A 17,334-nucleotide genomic window follows, 5' to 3' on the forward strand; every position below is an offset into this window, starting at 1 on the left:
CCTTTTTCCTGTAGGTTTCACGTTTCGTTAGGTGGTCGGGTTGTGGTCCACCCATTTATCAGCCCAGTGTTGGACTTCGTTCATGATCGGCTCGAGCGCGCGGCCTTTGTCGGTCAATTCGTATTCGATGCGCACCGGAGTCTCCGGGAACACACGACGAATCAGAATGCCCGCAGCCTCCAGTTCCTTGAAGCGTTCTGCGAGCATGCGGTCGCTCATGCCGGGGATGAGGTCGGAGATCTCCTTGAACCGAGACGGCCCCTCCATCAACGCCCGAATGATCAATCCATTCCAACGCTTCCCGAGCAGGTTGAACGCCGTCTCAAACTTCGGGCACAGCGTGTGATCGTGTTCCATGCTCATCATCTCCTACCCCTAGTGTAACACAACACCCTTGACAAAAGGTAGAGGTATCCTCTATGATACTCACATAAAGTTCGAAACTTACTTTTCGTTAGTGAAAATCAACGTGTTGCTTGGACACAAAAACGGACATGATAGACAAGGGGTGACACAGATGATCCAAATCATTCGATCCAACGAGCGCTATACGGCCGAGCACGGCTGGCTGACGTCTCGATTTAGCTTTTCTTTCGCGGAGTACTATGATCCGCAAAACGTGCGGTTTGGCGTTCTTCGCGTGTTCAACGACGACACCGTGCAGGCGGGCGAAGGATTTGGCCGTCATCCGCACGCCGACATGGAGATCATGACGTATGTGATCGAAGGCGCGTTGGAACACCAAGACAGCATGGGCAACATCGGCGTGCTCCGTCCGGGCGAAGTACAACGGATGACCGCCGGTACCGGCGTGTACCATTCGGAGTACAACCATTCGCAGACAGAGCCGGTGCACTTCCTGCAACTGTGGTTTTTGCCGAACCGCCAAGGCTTGACCCCTTCGTGGGAACAGAAGGAATTTACGAAAGAACAGCAGCAGAACACGCTCTTGCCGGTCGTCTCCGGTCGCGCAGCGGAAGGCGCGTTGCACATGAATCAAGACGTGACGGTCTACCTTTCTAACTTAGAGAAAGGTCAGATCTTAAAGTACGCTGCAGAAGACCCGAACCGGCTCTTTTATGCGTTTGTCATTCGCGGTGCGCTCGATCTGAACGGCGAGCTGCTGCAAGCGGGCGATGCAGCGAGAATCTCCGACGTGCAACACCTCACCCTCGGCAGTCCCGACGGGGTTGAATTCATGTTGATCGACCTCGTCTAATTATTACACTTGAATTTCTCCAACAGGAAAGGATGAATCTCCAATGGCAAAAGTTCTCTACATCACCGCCAACCCGAACCCGGTTGCGCATTCCTTCGGTCTGACTGCAGGTCAAGCGTTTGTCGACACCTATCGTGAAGCAAACCCGAACGACGAAGTCGTCCACCTCGACCTGTACAAACTGAACATCCCGGCGATCGACGAAGAAGTCATGGGCGGCTGGGGCAAACTGCGCTCCGGCGCGGACTTCTCCACCCTCTCCGCAGGCGAGCAAGCGAAAGTTTCCCGTCTGAACGAACTCGTCGACGAGTTTGTCGGCGCTGACAAGTACGTGTTCGTCACCCCGTTCTGGAACTTCTCGTTCCCGCCGGTGTTCAAAGCGTACATCGACTCCATCTGCGTGGCAGGCAAAACCTTCAAGTACACCGAACAAGGCCCGATCGGCCTCCTGTCCGGCAAGAAAGCTCTGCACATCCAAGCTTCCGGCGGCGTGTACTCCGAAGGCCCGGGCCGCGACCTCGACTTCGGCAACCGCTATTTGGCTACCATCGCCGGCTTCCTCGGCTTCTCCTTGGAATCCATGTTCGTAGAAGGCCAAGCGGCTCAACCGGACAAAGCGGAAGAAATCAAAGCGAAGGGCGTCGAGCAAGCAAAAGCGCTCGCGAAAAACTTCTAAACCCTGTTGCCAGGCACAAAAAAGGACCCGGAGCGCGCGGTTGCGTGAGCCGGGCTTTTTTTGTGACGAATTATGAACAATTGTCACGGTTTGTTAACTGGGTTGTAACATCTGTGAAATAATCCTGCGCTATAGTGTAGATATCACATTGACCCCCCTTTACAATGTATAGAACGTGTTTAGACGGCGAGGATACTCTTGAAAAGAGTTCCTCGCCCCTTTTTTATTTCAAGAAGCGGTGTTATTCTGAAAAATAGGTGATTAGAAGATGCAAGCAGTGGTTCATTGCGTACTCGAAGATAAAATGAAAAACCAAGTGCTGATGCTGCAGAAGCCGCGCCGCGGATGGTGGGTGGTGCCCGGCGGCAAAGTGGAGGTCGGGGAATCGCTCCAAGCGGCTGTGATCCGCGAAGTCGGCGAAGAAACCGGACTGACGGTGCAAGACCCGCAGCTGCGCGGCGTGTTCACGATCCTCGTCGAAGAGGAAGGCGTTGTCGTCAAGCACTGGATGCTGTTCACGTTTGCCGCCACGTCTTACACGGGCGAACTGGTAAGCGAATGCGAGGAAGGAATTTTGGAATGGGTGGGTCTGGACGAATGGCTGCAACGGCCGATGGCAGCGGGAGATCGGGAGTTTTTGCCCAAGATTCTCGACGGCGGCTTGGTGACCGGCACGTTCCGCTACACCCCGGAGTATGAACTGATCGAGTGGCGTCCCGACTCCGGGAAGTAACTGTCGAACTCGATGTTTATTAAGTGAGCTTTTTTAGAATTGCGAAAAATTTAAGCTGGTAAGCGTGCAGGAAATGGAATCGCTTGTAGAGAAGTAATGGGAGTTTACATTTATTCTCTATGGCTGGAGGGGGTGGAGAGCTATGACTACTAAGAAACGCTTCCGAACTGCCCTGAAGAAGTCGGGAATCTTATCGCTGCTGGATCGCTTCTATGAAGGAATCGACAGTCGATTCAAGATGCGTCTCAGTCAAAAACTTGGACTCATCATCTTCGTCACGTTTTGTGGGATCGTCTTGGTGGGGGCCACGTCGATTGTCCAATTGTCGCGCCTGAACAGCGATATGGAGAAAGCTTTGACGGAGAACCTGGCCGCGATGAGTTTGGCCGAAGACATGAAGGTGCAGCTTTCGCAGTACGACCGCTTGATTGTGAACTACATCCGCACAGACACGAACGACGGACGCAAGGTCTTGCAAACCTCCTTGGAAAAACTCAATCTCCAGATGAAACAAAACATGGAGTCGTACGAGAAGATTGCGACCACGGACGATGATCAGAAGAAAGTCGCCGAGCTCAAGAAAAACTGGCAAGCCTACTCCGATGCGCAAAACAAAGTCATCGAGCAGTCGCTCAACAGCCCGGTTGTCGCGTTTCAGCTGTGGGAAGGGAACCTCTCCGCTTCTTACAAGAAACTGACCTCGACGCTTGACGACATCAACAACAAAAACGTTCAAGTCATTCAAAACTCCAAAAGCGTCCTGCATTCCACGTATGTTTCTTCGTGGGTGATCACGCTGATCGTCATCGCCGTGATCGCGTTGCTCGCAGGCGCCCTCGGTCTCGCCACCAACCGGTACTTCCTCAAGCGTATCAACCGTTTGGTCGAAGTCAACAAAGTGTTGGCAGACGGCGACTTGCGCGTCGACCCGAACATTCGCGCGCATGACGAGCTGGGGCAACTGGCGACTTCGACTTCGGCGGTCATCGCGAACTTGCGCGTGATCATCGGCCAAGTCGGCGAAGCGTCGTACCAAGTCGCGGCCGCTTCGCAGCGCATGGCGGTTTCGGCGGAAGAGTCGAACCGCGCCGGACAATCGGTAGCCGTGACCGTGCAAGAGGTGGCGGAAGGCACGTCCCGCCAAGTCGAACGTTCCCAAGACAGCGCCAACCTGATGAACGAGTTGGCTCATGCGGTCGGCGAGATCACGACGACGATGGATATGATCGTCGGCATGGCGGAAGAGACGTCGCAAGTCGCCTCGATCGGACGCGAAGTGCTGGAGACGACGTCGGAGCAAATCGACGGCATCCGCGACGCCAACACCGACACGGTGGAAGCGTTTGAAGAGATGTACCGTCAGCTCGGCCGCATCATCGAGATCGTCAACGTGATCACGGAGATCGCCGCGCAGACCAACTTGCTGGCGCTGAACGCCGCGATTGAAGCGGCGCGCGCGGGCGAACACGGACGCGGGTTTGCGATCGTCGCCGGCGAAGTCAAACTGCTCGCCGACCAATCGTCGAAAGCAGCGAACGAAGTTCGCGAAATCGTCAGCGATTCCCAAGCGGGCATGGAGACGATGAAAGCGGCGCTCGCCGGAACGAACAAGCGCGTCGGCGAAGGCGTGCGCGCGATGAACGAGACCAACCGCAGTTTTGAAGTCATCTTGGCTTCGATTGAAGAGATGCAGGAGCAGGTCAAATCGGTCGCGTCGACGACCGACGCCATTGCGAAATCCACGCAGCAAGTGCTCGGCAACATCGAGGACGTCGCCGCGATCACCGAAGAGGCGGCGGCGAGCGTCGAAGAAGTTTCGGCAGCCACCCAAGAGCAATTGGCGGGCATGCAGGAAATTTCCTCGGCAGCGCTGGTGCTGGCCGGTCTTGCCGAACAGCTTGACCATTCGGTGCGCCGCTTCAAAATGGAAGAAGCGCTCTACGGCAACACGTCGTTCTTCGACACGACGGAGGCGGCGGATGCCGCTGAGGACAGCGACCAGCCGGCGGAATTGGCGATCGCTTCCGCCGCCGCGTTGGCAGACCTCGAAGGTCTCTTCATCGAGACGGTGGAGGAAGTCGCCGACGAGATGGAGGAAGACGACCAAGCGGAAAGCGCAGCAACCGAAAGCGCCGACGCTGATGAAACAGACACCTCCGAACGAGCGAAAGCGGTTGACGAAGACGAATAACGATCATCTGGAGAGAGCCTGCACACAAGCGTGTTGCAGGCTCTTTCTTCCTTTCCTGTAGTGGTTCTGTTACACTAGGAGGTATGGATTCTGAGTGAAGCGGGGTGAACACCATGCAAACGGAGATCAATTTACTGATCATTACGGGTCTTTCCGGTGCGGGCAAATCGGTGACGATCGATGCGCTGGAGGACATCGGTTTTTTCTGCGTTGACAACCTGCCGCCGGCTTTGATTCCGAAGTTCGGCGATCTGATTTTGCAGTCTCAAGGCAAAGTCACCAAAGTCGGCCTGGTCTGCGACATGCGGGGCGGGGACTTTTTTAACACGGTGTTCGATGCTTTGCAAGAGTTGGAACAGAAGGGGCACGTCAACTACCAGATCGTCTTCCTCGAAGCGGACGACTCGACCATCGTGCGCCGCTTCAAAGAAACCCGCCGTCGTCACCCGATGGCCAAGGACGGCCGCGTCGTCGAAGGCATCCACGAAGAGCGCCGGATGCTCGATGACATTCGCGGCAAAGCCGATTTGATCATCAACACCACCAACTTGAAAGCCAGCGCCCTCCGCCAGCAGATCGTCGAGCGCTTCTCGCACATCGACCAGCAGCACCTCAAGGTGGACATCATGTCGTTTGGCTTCAAGCACGGCGTTCCGATCGAAGCGGACATGATCTTCGACGTGCGCTTCTTGCCGAACCCGCACTATGTCGATCATCTGCGTCCGAAGACGGGACGCGATGCCGAGGTGTACGAGTATGTGATGAAATGGCCGATCACCACGGCGTTTCTCAGCAAATTGACCGACATGGTGGACTTCCTGCTCCCGCAGTTTCGCAAGGAAGGCAAGCAGCAGCTCGTGATCGGCATCGGCTGCACGGGCGGCAAGCATCGCTCCGTCGCGCTTGCCGAATATCTCCACGAACACATCAAAGACCGCGAATGGACGACCGTCGTTCACCGCGATTCGGAAAAGAGTTGATTCGCCGATGGTGCGCTATTGGTTGCTCCTCGCGTGGACCGTCTGCTCGTTCGGACTCGGTCTGATCGCGGCCGGCATCGGAATCCACAGCGTGCCCGGCCAATCGTCGGTCATCGGCCTCGTCTGTCTCTTGCTCGGCTCAGGCCTGCTTGCGTTCGGCTGGTGGCGGGATGAGCAGATCACCCGTACGCAGATGTTGCTGGAAAAACGCAAGCCCCGCATCGTCGTCGTCGGCGGCGGCACCGGGCTTTCGACGCTGTTGCGCGGCTTGAAGGAGTTTGACATCGACATCACCGCCATCGTCACGGTCGCCGACGACGGGGGATCGTCCGGGCGTTTGCGCTCCGACTTCGACATTCCGCCGCCCGGCGACATCCGCGCTTGTCTCGTCGCGCTCTCCGACACGGAGCCGTTTATGGAGAAGCTGTGGCAGTATCGCTTCAAGGGCGGAGAAGGCTTGGCGGGACACAGTTTCGGCAACTTGTTCATCGCCGCGATGACCGATGTGGCGGGGGACTTTGAGACGGCGATCAAGCAGTCGTCGCAAGTCTTGGCCGTCAACGGGCGCGTGTTGCCCGCCGTGCGCGAGGCGGTGATTCTGCGCGCGTTCTTCGCGGACGGGACGTTCGTCGAAGGCGAGTCGCAGATTCCCAAAGCCAACAAGAAAATCGAGCGCGTGGAAGTGCATCCGAACAATCTCGACCCGCTGCCGGAATCGCTGGAAGCGATTCGCGAGGCGGACGCGATCGTCATCGGACCGGGCTCGCTGTACACGAGCATCTTGCCGAACCTGCTGGTCACGGGGTTGACCGATGCGATCAAGGAAGCGAGCGCCAAGAAGATCTACGTCTGCAACGTGATGACGCAGGCGGGCGAGACGGACCACTACACCGCGTCCGACCACGTCCGAGCGATTTACGACCATGTCGGCGTGGAGCTGTTTGACTACATCCTCGTCAACTCCGCTCCGATTCCGCCCGCCGCCGTCGACCAGTACCGGGAGAAGGAGGCCGCTCCGGTGGTCGCCGATCTCTGGAACTTGCAGAACATGGGGCTGAACGTGATCGCCCGCAACTTTTTGCACTACTCGATCTACGCCCGGCACGATGCCCGCCGCATCTCCGAGCAGATTCTCGCTTTGATGGGCCGCGACCCGAACAAACTGCGCAAATAATCCCAAGAACCGGTTTCGATAGGAGGTGTACGACCATGTCTTTCGCCGCGCGCACGAAAAAGGAATTGACCATGCTTGACCTCAAACCGTGCTGCAAGCGGGCGGAGCTCGCCGCGATGATCCGAATGAACGGCGCGGTCGTCATCGCCAACAAACGTTTTTCGCTGGACGTTACGACAGAGAATGCGGCGATCGCCCGCCGAATGTATACGTTGCTCAAGGAGCTGTTCGGCGTCCATGCCGAATTGCTCGTCCGCAAGAAGATGCGCCTGAAGAAAAACAACATCTACATGATGCGCGTGCCGTACAACGCGCCGGAGATTCTCCAAGAGCTGTGCATCGTCAACGAGAATCTCACGTTTATCGCCGGCATCAACCCGGCGCTGATCAAGAAACCCTGCTGCAAGCGCTCCTACTTGCGCGGCGCGTTCATGGCGGGCGGGTCGGTCAACGATCCCGAGGGGTCGTCGTACCACTTGGAGATCTCCTCCACCGACCTCGACCACAGCCAAGCGCTGCTCGACCAGATGAACGCGTACGACTTGAACGCGAAGATGATCGACCGCAAGAACACCTATGTGGTCTACCTCAAGGAAGTGGAGAAGATCATCGAGTTTCTCAACATCATCGGCGCACACCAGGCGCTGTTGCGTTTCGAGGACGTGCGCATCGTCAAGGGCATGCGCAACCAAGTCAACCGCCTCGTCAACTGCGAGACGGCGAACTTGAACAAGACCATCGAAGCGTCGGTGCGCCAGATCGAGAACATCAAGCTCTTGCAAAGAGTCGTCGGCCTCGAAAACCTGCCGCCGAAACTGCGCGAGATTGCCGAGATGCGCTTGCAGTTCCCCGACATCAACTTGAAGGAACTCGGGGAGATGTTGCCCGGCAAAGTGTCGAAGTCGGGCGTCAACCACCGGTTGCGCAAGCTGGACGACATGGCGGAACGGGTGAAAGCGGGGAATAAAGGCGAGTAACTTTTTTCGTCATAAAATTTTCCTCATATGGTATACTAAACGTAAGTGACGTTGAGGAGGGACCTTAGCGGTGGCAGAGAAAAAAGTAACCGTTGGCTTGCGTTCCGGTCTGCACGCGCGACCGGCTGCTCTGTTCGTGCAAGAAGCGAACAAGTACGCAAGCGATGTTTTTGTGGAGAAAGACGGGAAAGCAGTGAACGCCAAGAGCATCATGGGCATCATGTCGTTGGCGATTTCCAACGGCGCCGAAGTGGTGATCCGCGCAGAAGGCAACGACGCCGACCAAGCGGTCAACAAACTGGCGGAACTGATCGAGAACGAACAGTAATCCGTCCGAAACGGCAACAGCAAAAAACCACGTTCCGCATCGAGTGATCGGGAACGTGGTTTTTTTTTAGACTCCGACGTCGGGGATCGGCAGGTTGAGGAACAGCGTCGTCGGGCGAACTGCCAGTTTGTGTTCGGCGATATGCTGGACGCTGCGCAGTTTGTCGACGTCGAACTCTTCCGGCACGCGCACATAGTGCAACCGCCAGATCGGGCTGTACATCGGGTGACTCGGCAACATGTCGAAGATCAGTTTCGCATCCGGGACGGGGACGACCTTGCCGGTTGCGCGGTCGATGCCGCGGATTGCTTGGTAGACGCTTCCTGTGCGAATCGGCGTCGGGCCGATGTCGAGGTAGCCGGTCAACTGGCCTTCGTGCCACGCCGGAACGACCGGGTAGACGGGACTCTTCGCATCGAGCGCGACGACCGGCGCGTTAACGATCATGCCGGGTGTGCGCAACCGCAGTCCGCGGCGCATGACGTCCTGCACGCTTTTGATCGAATCGGGCGGCAGTTCCGGCGGGGCTTCGACGAAGTGCACCACGCGCAGAGAACTGTACCCGGACATCCCCGGCACCGAGTCGAGGATTTGTTTATGACGGGCGAGCAGAAGCGGCCCGCCTTTGGGGTCGTAGCCTCGGATCAGGACGTACATCCCGGCCAAGGTCAGCGGGGTGAGCCCGGCTGCCACATAGCGCACGGGTCGGCCTTCCGCCCAGCCTTCAAGCAGTCCAATGGTACTCACTCGACTGCTCACCTCCTGTTCAACTCGTTGGGCTACTACCTACCCTATGCACGAGGCGAAGCGGTGGTGAATGAAGCGCCGGGCCGAAGAACCCGCAGATCCGAAATGCGGCTTGCCGCGCCTACGGCGTGTGCGAAGAGAAGTACGAGAAGGCGAGAACGCCCAACAACATGGAGAGGATCATGAAGACGATGGCGAGGACGATAATCAAGATCCCCTGCACCTTGGCTCCGCGCGGGATGGCGAGCGCGCCCATGACGATCGCCGCCGGACCGAACAGAATCGGCAGGAAAAACAGCGTCACGACGGCGAAGATCCAGCCGAGGATCAGGAACACTTTCGGGTCTCTTCTGGTTTCCGCTTCCTCCATGACAAAGCCACCTCCTGGTATCGTGTATGACTAGGGTATGCGAATCAGAGGAACATCATGTTGTTGAGCCACTGACCGCCGTCCATCGTGATGATGTCGCCGTTGATGTACGCCGCCGCGTCGGAGAACAGGAAGTAGGCGAGTTCGGCGATCTCTTCCGGTTTGCCGAGGCGCCCCATCGGAATCGAGCGCATCATCGCCGCGTAGTGCTTCTCCGACATGACCAATTTGTCCATGCCGCCGGTGTTTTCAATCGGGCCCGGCGCAATCGCGTTGACGCGGATGCCGTAGCGGGAGCCCCATTCCACCGCGAGGGTGCGGGTCATCGCCATGACGCCCGCTTTGGCGCTCGCCGAGTGGATGACGCCCGCGCCCGCCCCCCAAGCGTACGTCGCGAGGATGTTCGTGATCGCGCCCTTGGTGCCCGTTTCGATCCAATGCTGACCCACCGCCTGCGAACAGTAGAACGTGCCGTTGAGGACGATGTTGATCACGGAATTCCAACCGTTGATCGACAGCTTCTCCGCCGGGACGACGAAGTTGCCCGCCGCGTTGTTGACGAGATAATCGATTCGACCAAACGTTTGCTTGGTTCGGTCGACCATTTGCTGCACCAGTTCCGGATCGCGCACGTCCATCGGCACGCAGAGCACTTGACCGTCAAACGTCTCGATCTCCGCTTTTGCCGCTTCCAAGTTCTCAACGTTGCGCCCGGTGATCGTGACAAACGCGCCTTCGGCGGCGAATTTTCGCGCCATCGCTTTGCCCATACCGGAACTGCCGCCTGTGACGATCACAACTTTGTCTTTCATCTGAAAAAAACCCCCTCGGCAAAAAGTAGACTCTTCCGTCTAAATTTCGCTTCTGACTTCCATTTTCCTCCCGAACAAGATTATAATGGAGGGAAGTAAGCTGTTAGTTAAATTTAATCAGAGGTGATAGTTCCATTATGGTGGAGGTGCTGTTTCAGACAAACGGCACGTATGCGCTGTTTTCCGCCCTGATCCTGCTGGCGTTTTTTGTGATCAGGCGCAGCATGCGTAGGTACCTGCACCGCCGGAACTTGCCGAACTCGATTCTGGGTTGGGGGCCGAGGTTGATGTTTGCGGCAACGGCGGTCACGCTGGTTCTGGGCTATCTGGTCGTCTTGCGCGCGGAGGGTGTGGAACGCCGTCACACGCAAGAACTGCTGGCCGGCATTGCGCCGACGATGGCCTACGAATTGCAGCAGCTCGGACATTGGCAGATCACAACGAGAACCTCGCCGGACGACCCGCACTATCTGCTTTTGATCGAGACGATGAAAAACTGGATGCGGTTGAACCCGCAGATTGATTCGCTGTACACGATGCGCAAGACCTCGGATGGACGAACGATGTTTATCGTCGCGCCGGAGACCGATTACAACCGCGATGGGAGCATTGATGCTCCAAGGGAACAGCGGGTGGCGATCGGAGCGGAGTATGATCCGAACATCGCCGAGTTGGACGAGTCGTTCAACGGGCGGCGGATGTTTCAATCGAAGCCGAACACCGACTTCTGGGGGGAGTCGATTTCGGCGTATGTGCCCGTCTACAGACCGGACGGGCGTCAGGACGGGATCTTGGGCGTCGATTTTGATGTGGCGACGTTGGAGTCGAATCTGTTGATCGCGCGCTTCACGTCCCTGTTGTTGATTGCGGCGTTTTTGCTGACGTTGTACTCGTTTTACATCGTGACGTTTCTGACGTCGGTGGCGCGCATCGTCGAGCGCCACCGCCGGGAGATCCAAGCCAACGAAGCGGCGATCAAGCACCAAGCGTACCATGATGCGTTGACGGGGCTGCCGAATCGGATGCTGTTTAAGGAACGGATGCATGAAGCGGTGGAAACGTCCTTGGCGACGGTCGGTCAGTTTGCCGTGATGTTTCTCGACCTCGACCGCTTCAAGCTCGTCAACGACACGCTGGGGCACACGATCGGCGATTTGCTGTTGATTGAAGCGGCGCAGCGCCTGCGGGAGTGCGTGAAGCCGGATCACACGGTGGCGCGGCTGGGCGGCGATGAATTTGTGGTGCTTTTGCCCATCGTGACGGACTCGAAGGAAGCGACGCGCTTGGCGGACGCCATTCGCGATGCGATCCAGCGGCCCTTTTTGATCGAAGAGCACGAGTTGATGGTGACCACGTCGATCGGCGTGGCGATCTATCCGCTGCACGGGCTGGATGTGGAGAGCTTGGTGCAGCATGCGGATTTGGCGATGTACCGCGCCAAGGAAGCGCGCAACCAAGTGTGCGTGTACGAGAGCGCGAGCGAGGATGTCGCCGCAAACGACCGCAGACGTTCTTGATTTTCCGTAAAATCCCAAAGTTCGCAACCTTCGAATCTCGTATACTAGAGAGACGAGACTTGAATCGAAGGGAGAGAGCGGAGGAATGCAAGGAAAGTTGGAACAAGTGAGTCTGGAGATCATCTCCTGCGAGTCCTGCCCGCGTCTGCTGACTTGGTGTCGGGACGTCGCCGCCAAGAAGAAAAAACAATACCTCGACTTCCACTACTGGGGCAAGCCGGTGCCGGGCTTCGGCGACCCGGAAGCGGGGCTGGTGATCGTGGGACTCGCACCGGGCGCGCACGGCGCCAACCGGACAGGCCGCGTGTTTACGGGGGACGAGTCGGGCGTATGGCTGTATGACGCGCTGCATCGCTACGGGTTTGCGAACCAGCCGACGGGCACACACCGTGATGACGGACTGGAGTTGCGCGGGGCGTACATCAACAACATCGTCCGCTGCGCTCCGCCGGACAACAAGCCGAGCACGGAAGAGATTCGGACGTGCCGGGGGCATTTCGTCCGCGAGATGGAACTGCTCACGGGCCGAAAAGTCGTCCTCGCCCTCGGCCAACTCGCGTTCAAACAGTACCTTTCGCTGTTGAAAGAACAGGGACACGATGTCAAAGGTTTGAAGTTCAACCACGGTGCCGTGTACGATTTCGGAGCGGACGTCCCGAAGTTGATCGTCTCCTACCACCCGAGCCAGCAAAACACCCGCACGGGCGTTTTGACGCGGGAGATGTGGTACGGAGTGTTTGAGAAGTGCCGGGAGTTGTTGGGAGAACCCGCAAAACAGAAGTAGAGAAGGGCAGATCTGTCGTCCAGGAGGCGGCAGGTCTTTTTTTTCCGCAATTTGGGTTGCACGTTTTTGGATAATATGGTTATAATGATATCATCAAAACGACAATATCAATTCCTTTGAGGTGGTTGCATGGGAACGCCTGAGAATGCCGCAAACTATACCGCAAAAAAATACCGCACGCCGGATGGAGCGCCTTGTGACATTGTGATTTTTACCATCGTGTCCGAAGAGGCGCAGGCGCTGACAAAAGCCCTGCCGCGCCGCGAATTGCAAGTCTTGCTGATCCAGCGCAAGAAGTGGCCCGATGAAGGCAAGTGGGCGTTGCCGGGCGGTTTTTCCACGCCGGAAGAGACGCTGTACCAAAGTGCCCTGCGCGAATTGCAAGAAGAGACCGGCGTGCAGTCGCCGTACCTCGAATACTTCAACGTCTACAGCACGCCCAACCGCGATCCGAGGGGCTGGATCATCTCGCACGCCTACTTTGCGCTCGTGCAGGAACAGATTCTCGCCGCGCGCAAGGCGGCGGATGATGCGGCGGATGTGAAGCTTGTTTCCGTGGAGAAAGCGTTGCAGAGCATGGACTTGGCGTTTGACCACCGCGAGATTTTGCAGGACGCGCTGCAACGCGTTCGGCACAAGATGCTGACCACCACGATTGCACGGGAGTTTTTGCCGGAGGAGTTTACGATTGCGGAACTCTACCAAGTGATCCAGACGGTCTGCCCCGGTTTTGAGGAGCCGAACTTCAAACGCAAAGTGACGGCGACGCAGACCCGCCAAGGGCTGATCGAGGAAGTCCTCGACGAGAACGGCAAGAAAAAAACGACCAACCGCAACTCGCAGCGCCACGCCCAACTGTTCCGCTTTACAGGCTTTGAGCCGGAAGTTTCGATCTACCAATAAGTTGTGCCAAATTGCTTTGCCAATCAGCTGTACCCATCGGGAGGGGAACCGGGATGAAAGCTTTGGTTGTGATTGACTATACGTATGACTTTGTTGAGGGCCGTCTGCCGGTCGGCGAACCGGGAATCGCCATCGAAGGGCGTATCTCTGAACTGACGGCGGAGTTTGTGCAAAACGGAGATTATGTGGTGATGGCGGTCGACGTGCACGACGAAAACGACCCGTACCACCCGGAGACGAAGTTGTTTCCGCCGCACAACATCCGGGGAACCGCCGGACGCGATCTCTACGGCAAGCTCCACGACGTGTACCAAGCGCATCGAGACCGGATCGTCTGGATGGATAAGACCCGCTACAGCTCGTTTGCGGGCACCGATTTGGAACTGAAGCTCCGCGAACGGGGCATCACCGAACTGCATCTCGTCGGCGTCTGCACCGACATCTGCGTCCTGCACACGGCAGTCGACGCGTATAACAAAGGCTTCCACATCACCGTCCATGCCGACGCTGTCGCCAGCTTCAACCCGGCGGGCCATGACTGGGCGCTCGGCCACTTCGCCGGGTCGCTCGGAGCCCGCGTGGTCGGCATGGAAAGTCCGGAGGAGATCAAAAAATGAACGTCCACGACCTCGCACTGCACACCGACAAATACCAAATCAACATGATGTACGCGCACTGGTTCCACGGAACGGAGAACCAGAAGTCGATCTTTGAAGCGTTTTTCCGCAAGCTGCCTTTCAAAAACGGCTATGCGGTCTTCGCGGGCTTGGAGCGCATCGTGGAGTACCTCAAGCACCTGCACTTCTCCGAGGAGTCGATTGCCTACCTCGCGGAGCAGGAAGAAAACTACGACCCGAAATTCCTCGACGCCCTGCGCAACTTCCGCTTCACCGGGGATTTGTACAGCGTGGAAGAAGGCACGATCGTGTTTCCCAACGAGCCGCTGGTGCGCGTGGAAGCGCGGATTTTTGAAGCGCAACTGATCGAGACGGCGTTGCTGAATTTCATGAACTACCAGACTCTGATCGCCACGAAGGCAGCTCGGATCAAGCAAGTCGCGCCAAACGACGGGCTGCTGGAATTCGGCACCCGCCGCGCCCAAGAAGCGGACGCGGCCGTCTGGGGCGCGCGCGCTTCCTATGTGGCGGGCTTCCACGCGACGTCGAACGTCCGTGCCGGCATGCTGTTCGGCATTCCGACCAAAGGCACGCACGCGCATGCGTGGGTGCAAGACCACGACACGGAAGAGGAAGCGTTTGAAAAGTTTGCGGAAGCGCTGCCGGACACGGTCACGCTGCTCGTCGACACGTACGACACGCTGAAATCGGGCGTTCCGCACGCGATCAAAGTCGCAAAGCACATGGAGCAGCGGGGCAAGCGCATGGGCTCGATCCGTTTGGATTCGGGCGACCTCGCGTACCTCTCGAAGCAAGCGCGCCAGATGCTCGACGATGCGGGCTTGAACTACGTCGGAATCGTCGCGTCCAACGACCTTGACGAGCACACGATTTTGCATCTGAAGTCGGAGGGGGCGAAGATCAACACGTGGGGTGTGGGCACGCAGTTGATCACCGCGGCGGACCAACCGTCGCTCGGCGGCGTCTACAAACTGGTCGCCCGTGAGAAAGACGGCGGGTACGTCCCGACGATCAAGATTTCCGGCAACCCGGAGAAGATCACGACTCCCGGATTTAAAACGGTCTACCGCATCGTCAACAAGCAAACCGGCAAAGCGGAAGCGGACTACATCGCGCTGGTCTCGGAAACGGACGTGCGCGAGGGCGGCCGCATCAAGCTGTTCGACCCGGTGCACACCTACATCCACAAGTTTGTGACGGAGTACGAAGCGCAAGAGCTGCTCAAGCCGATTTTTGTGGCCGGGGAGCAAGTGTATGAGCTGCCGTCTCTGCAAGAGATTCGCAAGCACCACGAAGAGCAGAAGAACTTGTTCTGGCCGGAATACCTGCGTGTCTTGAACCCGGAAATCTACCCCGTCGACCTCTCGCAAAAAGTGTGGGACATGAAGATGCGCCTGATCCACGAACACCACGGAGCGGATGACAAGAAATAACCAATCATTTACACTAAAACTAGAGAAAAAAAGGAGTGGATACCAGAATGACCACGAACCTGCAGCAGGAGATCATCGAAACGCTCGGCGTGCAACCGCGGATCGACCCGCAAGCGGAAATTCGCCGCCGCGTGAATCTGTTGAAAGACTACGCTCTGAAAACCGGTGTTCGCGGCTATGTGCTCGGAATTTCCGGCGGTCAAGACTCGACGCTCTCGGGCAAATTGGCGCAGTTGGCGATCAACGAATTGAACGCGGAGCACGGCGCGGGCACGTATGAATTCATCGCGATGCGCCTGCCGTACGGCGTGCAAGCCGACGAGCAAGACGCGCAAGACGCGATCAAATGGATGGAGCCGTCCCGTTTGGTGACGGTGAACATCAAACCGGCGGTGGACGCGTCGTACCGCTCGTTCACGGAAGCGACCGGCGAGACGCTCAGCGACTTCCTCAAGGGCAACATCAAAGCCCGCGAGCGCATGAAGGCGCAGTACGACGTCGGCGCGCACACGCGGACGCTGGTGATCGGCACCGACCATGCGGCGGAAGCGATCTCTGGATTTTTTACGAAGCACGGGGACGGGGCGGCCGACATCACGCCGATTTTCGGCTTGAACAAGCGCCAAGGCCGGGCGTTGCTGCAGGAACTGGGTTGCCCGGAGCATCTCTATCTGAAAAAACCGACCGCCGATCTGGAAGAAAACCGTCCGTCGCTGCCGGACGAAGACGCGCTGGGCGTGACGTACGACCAGATCGACGATTATCTGGAAGGCAAGACGATCGCGGAAGAAGCGGTCGAGATCATCGAGAAGCGGTACCTCGCAACCGAACACAAACGCCGTCCGCCGGTGTCGGTGTTCGATACGTGGTGGAAGTAGGCCCGGCATGAATCGCAAAGTCGTCTTGATCACGGGGACCTCCAGCGGGTTCGGGTTGTTGTCGAGCGTGGCGTTGCTTCGGGAAGGGTATTATGTGGTCGCCACGATGCGCGATCTCGGCAAAGCGGCGGCGTTGAAACAGGCTGTGCGCGAAGCCGGGTTGTCGCTCGCCGACATGGAGGTGCAAGCGCTTGACGTCACCGAGGAAGCCGCTGTGCAAACCGTGGTCGACGACGTGCTGGCGAGGCTTGGGCGCATCGATGTTTTGATCAACAACGCCGGGTATGCGCACGGCGGTTTTATTGAAGAGATTTCGATGGACGAGTATCGGGCGCAGTTTGAGACGAACTTTTTTGGCGCGGTGGCGATGACCAAAGCGGTGTTGCCGTCGATGCGGGAGCGCCGCAGCGGCAAGATTCTCATGATCTCGTCCATCTCCGGGCGGTTCGGGTTTCCCGGCATGAGTCCGTACACGTCGTCGAAGTACGCGCTGGAGGGGTTCAGCGAATCGTTGCGGCATGAGATGCGCCCGTTTGGGGTGAGCGTCGTGCTGATCGAACCGGCGTCGTACCGCACGAACATTTGGGCGAAGGGCATCGAGCGGGGCGGCGAGATTGACTCGGACTCGCCCTACGCGCCCGCTTTGACGAAAATGGCCGCCTACGCCGCCGCCATGAACGACCGCGGCTCCGACCCGCGCGAAGTGATCACGCTGATCTCGCGGGTGCTGCAAGACCCGCGCCCGGTGTTGCGCTACCCGGTGGGCAAAGGGTTGAAGCCGCTTCTGTTCCTGTTGCGTTTTTTGCCGCAACGGCTGGTGGACCGGATGGTGGCGAAGAGGATGTAAGGAGATACATTTTAAAGATCGACTCTGAAAAAAATCCCCTGCAGGCGATAGAACTGAGTGCCTGGCAGGGGATTTTTTTCATGCGTTTTAATGCGAAACGTAGCTGCCGAGGTCGTCGTAGGAGGAC

Annotated in this window: 19 protein-coding genes; 15 read left to right on the forward strand and 4 right to left on the reverse strand. The window is 57.7% G+C overall.

All coding sequences use genetic code 11. The features are described from left to right. Positions 1–27: 27 nt before the first annotated feature. Positions 28–357 carry a winged helix-turn-helix transcriptional regulator gene (locus tag EL26_RS20200; RefSeq protein WP_420802079.1) on the reverse strand — a complete coding sequence of 110 codons (330 nt, stop codon included), beginning with the start codon at positions 355–357 and terminating at the stop codon, positions 28–30. A gap of 160 nt (positions 358–517) precedes the next feature. On the opposite strand from EL26_RS20200, the gene EL26_RS20205 reads away from it, so the two are divergent. The 8 genes from EL26_RS20205 to EL26_RS20240 all read left to right on the forward strand — a co-directional run bounded on the left by EL26_RS20205 (position 518) and on the right by EL26_RS20240 (position 8,278). Next, on the forward strand, positions 518–1,219 hold the full coding sequence (locus EL26_RS20205; protein ID WP_038093408.1) for a pirin family protein: 702 nt from the start codon (positions 518–520) through the stop codon (positions 1,217–1,219). Between the two features lie 43 nt (positions 1,220–1,262). Continuing rightward, the gene (locus tag EL26_RS20210) at positions 1,263–1,895 is read left to right on the forward strand and encodes an FMN-dependent NADH-azoreductase (RefSeq protein WP_038093410.1); all 633 of its coding nucleotides are present in this window, start codon (positions 1,263–1,265) and stop codon (positions 1,893–1,895) included. A 268-nt stretch (positions 1,896–2,163) separates the two neighbouring features. Beyond that, positions 2,164–2,628, forward strand: coding sequence for an 8-oxo-dGTP diphosphatase (locus EL26_RS20215; protein WP_038093413.1), 465 nt, complete (start codon positions 2,164–2,166; stop codon positions 2,626–2,628). 142 nt (positions 2,629–2,770) lie between these two features. Continuing rightward, positions 2,771–4,819: a methyl-accepting chemotaxis protein gene (locus EL26_RS20220; RefSeq protein ID WP_038093416.1), complete on the forward strand. Its 2,049-nt coding sequence runs from the start codon at positions 2,771–2,773 to the stop codon at positions 4,817–4,819. Positions 4,820–4,932: 113 nt separating this feature from the next. Further along, the gene (gene rapZ / locus EL26_RS20225; protein WP_038093419.1) at positions 4,933–5,799 is read left to right on the forward strand and encodes an RNase adapter RapZ; all 867 of its coding nucleotides are present in this window, start codon (positions 4,933–4,935) and stop codon (positions 5,797–5,799) included. Between the two features lie 7 nt (positions 5,800–5,806). Continuing rightward, a complete protein-coding gene (locus tag EL26_RS20230) occupies positions 5,807–6,973 on the forward strand; it encodes a YvcK family protein (RefSeq protein WP_081857362.1) in 1,167 nt (388 codons plus the stop codon). A gap of 35 nt (positions 6,974–7,008) precedes the next feature. After that, positions 7,009–7,950, forward strand: a complete 942-nt coding sequence (gene whiA / locus EL26_RS20235) for a DNA-binding protein WhiA (RefSeq protein ID WP_038093421.1) — start codon at positions 7,009–7,011, stop codon at positions 7,948–7,950. Between the two features lie 70 nt (positions 7,951–8,020). Next, positions 8,021–8,278: an HPr family phosphocarrier protein gene (locus EL26_RS20240; protein ID WP_038093424.1), complete on the forward strand. Its 258-nt coding sequence runs from the start codon at positions 8,021–8,023 to the stop codon at positions 8,276–8,278. A 66-nt stretch (positions 8,279–8,344) separates the two neighbouring features. On the opposite strand, the gene EL26_RS20245 is transcribed toward EL26_RS20240, so the two are convergent. The 3 genes from EL26_RS20245 to fadH form a co-directional block, all read right to left on the reverse strand. Continuing rightward, positions 8,345–9,025, reverse strand: coding sequence for a hypothetical protein (locus EL26_RS20245; protein ID WP_038093426.1), 681 nt, complete (start codon positions 9,023–9,025; stop codon positions 8,345–8,347). A gap of 121 nt (positions 9,026–9,146) precedes the next feature. Next, positions 9,147–9,395, reverse strand: coding sequence for a hypothetical protein (locus EL26_RS20250; protein ID WP_038093429.1), 249 nt, complete (start codon positions 9,393–9,395; stop codon positions 9,147–9,149). Between the two features lie 44 nt (positions 9,396–9,439). Continuing rightward, positions 9,440–10,207 (reverse strand): 2,4-dienoyl-CoA reductase, encoded by a 768-nt coding sequence (gene fadH, locus EL26_RS20255; RefSeq protein WP_038093431.1) that lies wholly within the window; start codon positions 10,205–10,207, stop codon positions 9,440–9,442. Positions 10,208–10,344: 137 nt separating this feature from the next. On the opposite strand from fadH, the gene EL26_RS24160 reads away from it, so the two are divergent. The 7 genes from EL26_RS24160 (at position 10,345) to EL26_RS20290 (ending at position 17,207) form a co-directional block, all read left to right on the forward strand. Next, the gene (locus EL26_RS24160) at positions 10,345–11,724 is read left to right on the forward strand and encodes a GGDEF domain-containing protein (RefSeq protein ID WP_052036628.1); all 1,380 of its coding nucleotides are present in this window, start codon (positions 10,345–10,347) and stop codon (positions 11,722–11,724) included. 85 nt (positions 11,725–11,809) lie between these two features. Next, entirely contained in the window at positions 11,810–12,508 is a 699-nt protein-coding gene (locus tag EL26_RS20265) for a uracil-DNA glycosylase (protein ID WP_038093434.1), read from the forward strand. Positions 12,509–12,637: 129 nt separating this feature from the next. After that, positions 12,638–13,411 carry an NUDIX hydrolase gene (locus tag EL26_RS20270; protein WP_038093436.1) on the forward strand — a complete coding sequence of 258 codons (774 nt, stop codon included), beginning with the start codon at positions 12,638–12,640 and terminating at the stop codon, positions 13,409–13,411. 53 nt (positions 13,412–13,464) lie between these two features. Beyond that, positions 13,465–14,028, forward strand: coding sequence for a cysteine hydrolase family protein (locus EL26_RS20275; RefSeq protein ID WP_038093440.1), 564 nt, complete (start codon positions 13,465–13,467; stop codon positions 14,026–14,028). Beyond that, on the forward strand, positions 14,025–15,482 hold the full coding sequence (locus EL26_RS20280) for a nicotinate phosphoribosyltransferase (protein ID WP_038093444.1): 1,458 nt from the start codon (positions 14,025–14,027) through the stop codon (positions 15,480–15,482). The genes EL26_RS20275 and EL26_RS20280 overlap by 4 nt, the downstream gene beginning before the upstream one ends. A 47-nt stretch (positions 15,483–15,529) precedes the next feature. Then, positions 15,530–16,360, forward strand: coding sequence for an ammonia-dependent NAD(+) synthetase (nadE, locus tag EL26_RS20285; protein WP_038093448.1), 831 nt, complete (start codon positions 15,530–15,532; stop codon positions 16,358–16,360). 7 nt (positions 16,361–16,367) lie between these two features. Further along, a complete protein-coding gene (locus EL26_RS20290; protein WP_038093451.1) occupies positions 16,368–17,207 on the forward strand; it encodes an SDR family oxidoreductase in 840 nt (279 codons plus the stop codon). Positions 17,208–17,334 lie beyond the last annotated feature (127 nt).

It is taken from the genome of Tumebacillus flagellatus, assembly GCF_000714935.1.
Classification (GTDB): domain Bacteria; phylum Bacillota; class Bacilli; order Tumebacillales; family Tumebacillaceae; genus Tumebacillus; species Tumebacillus flagellatus.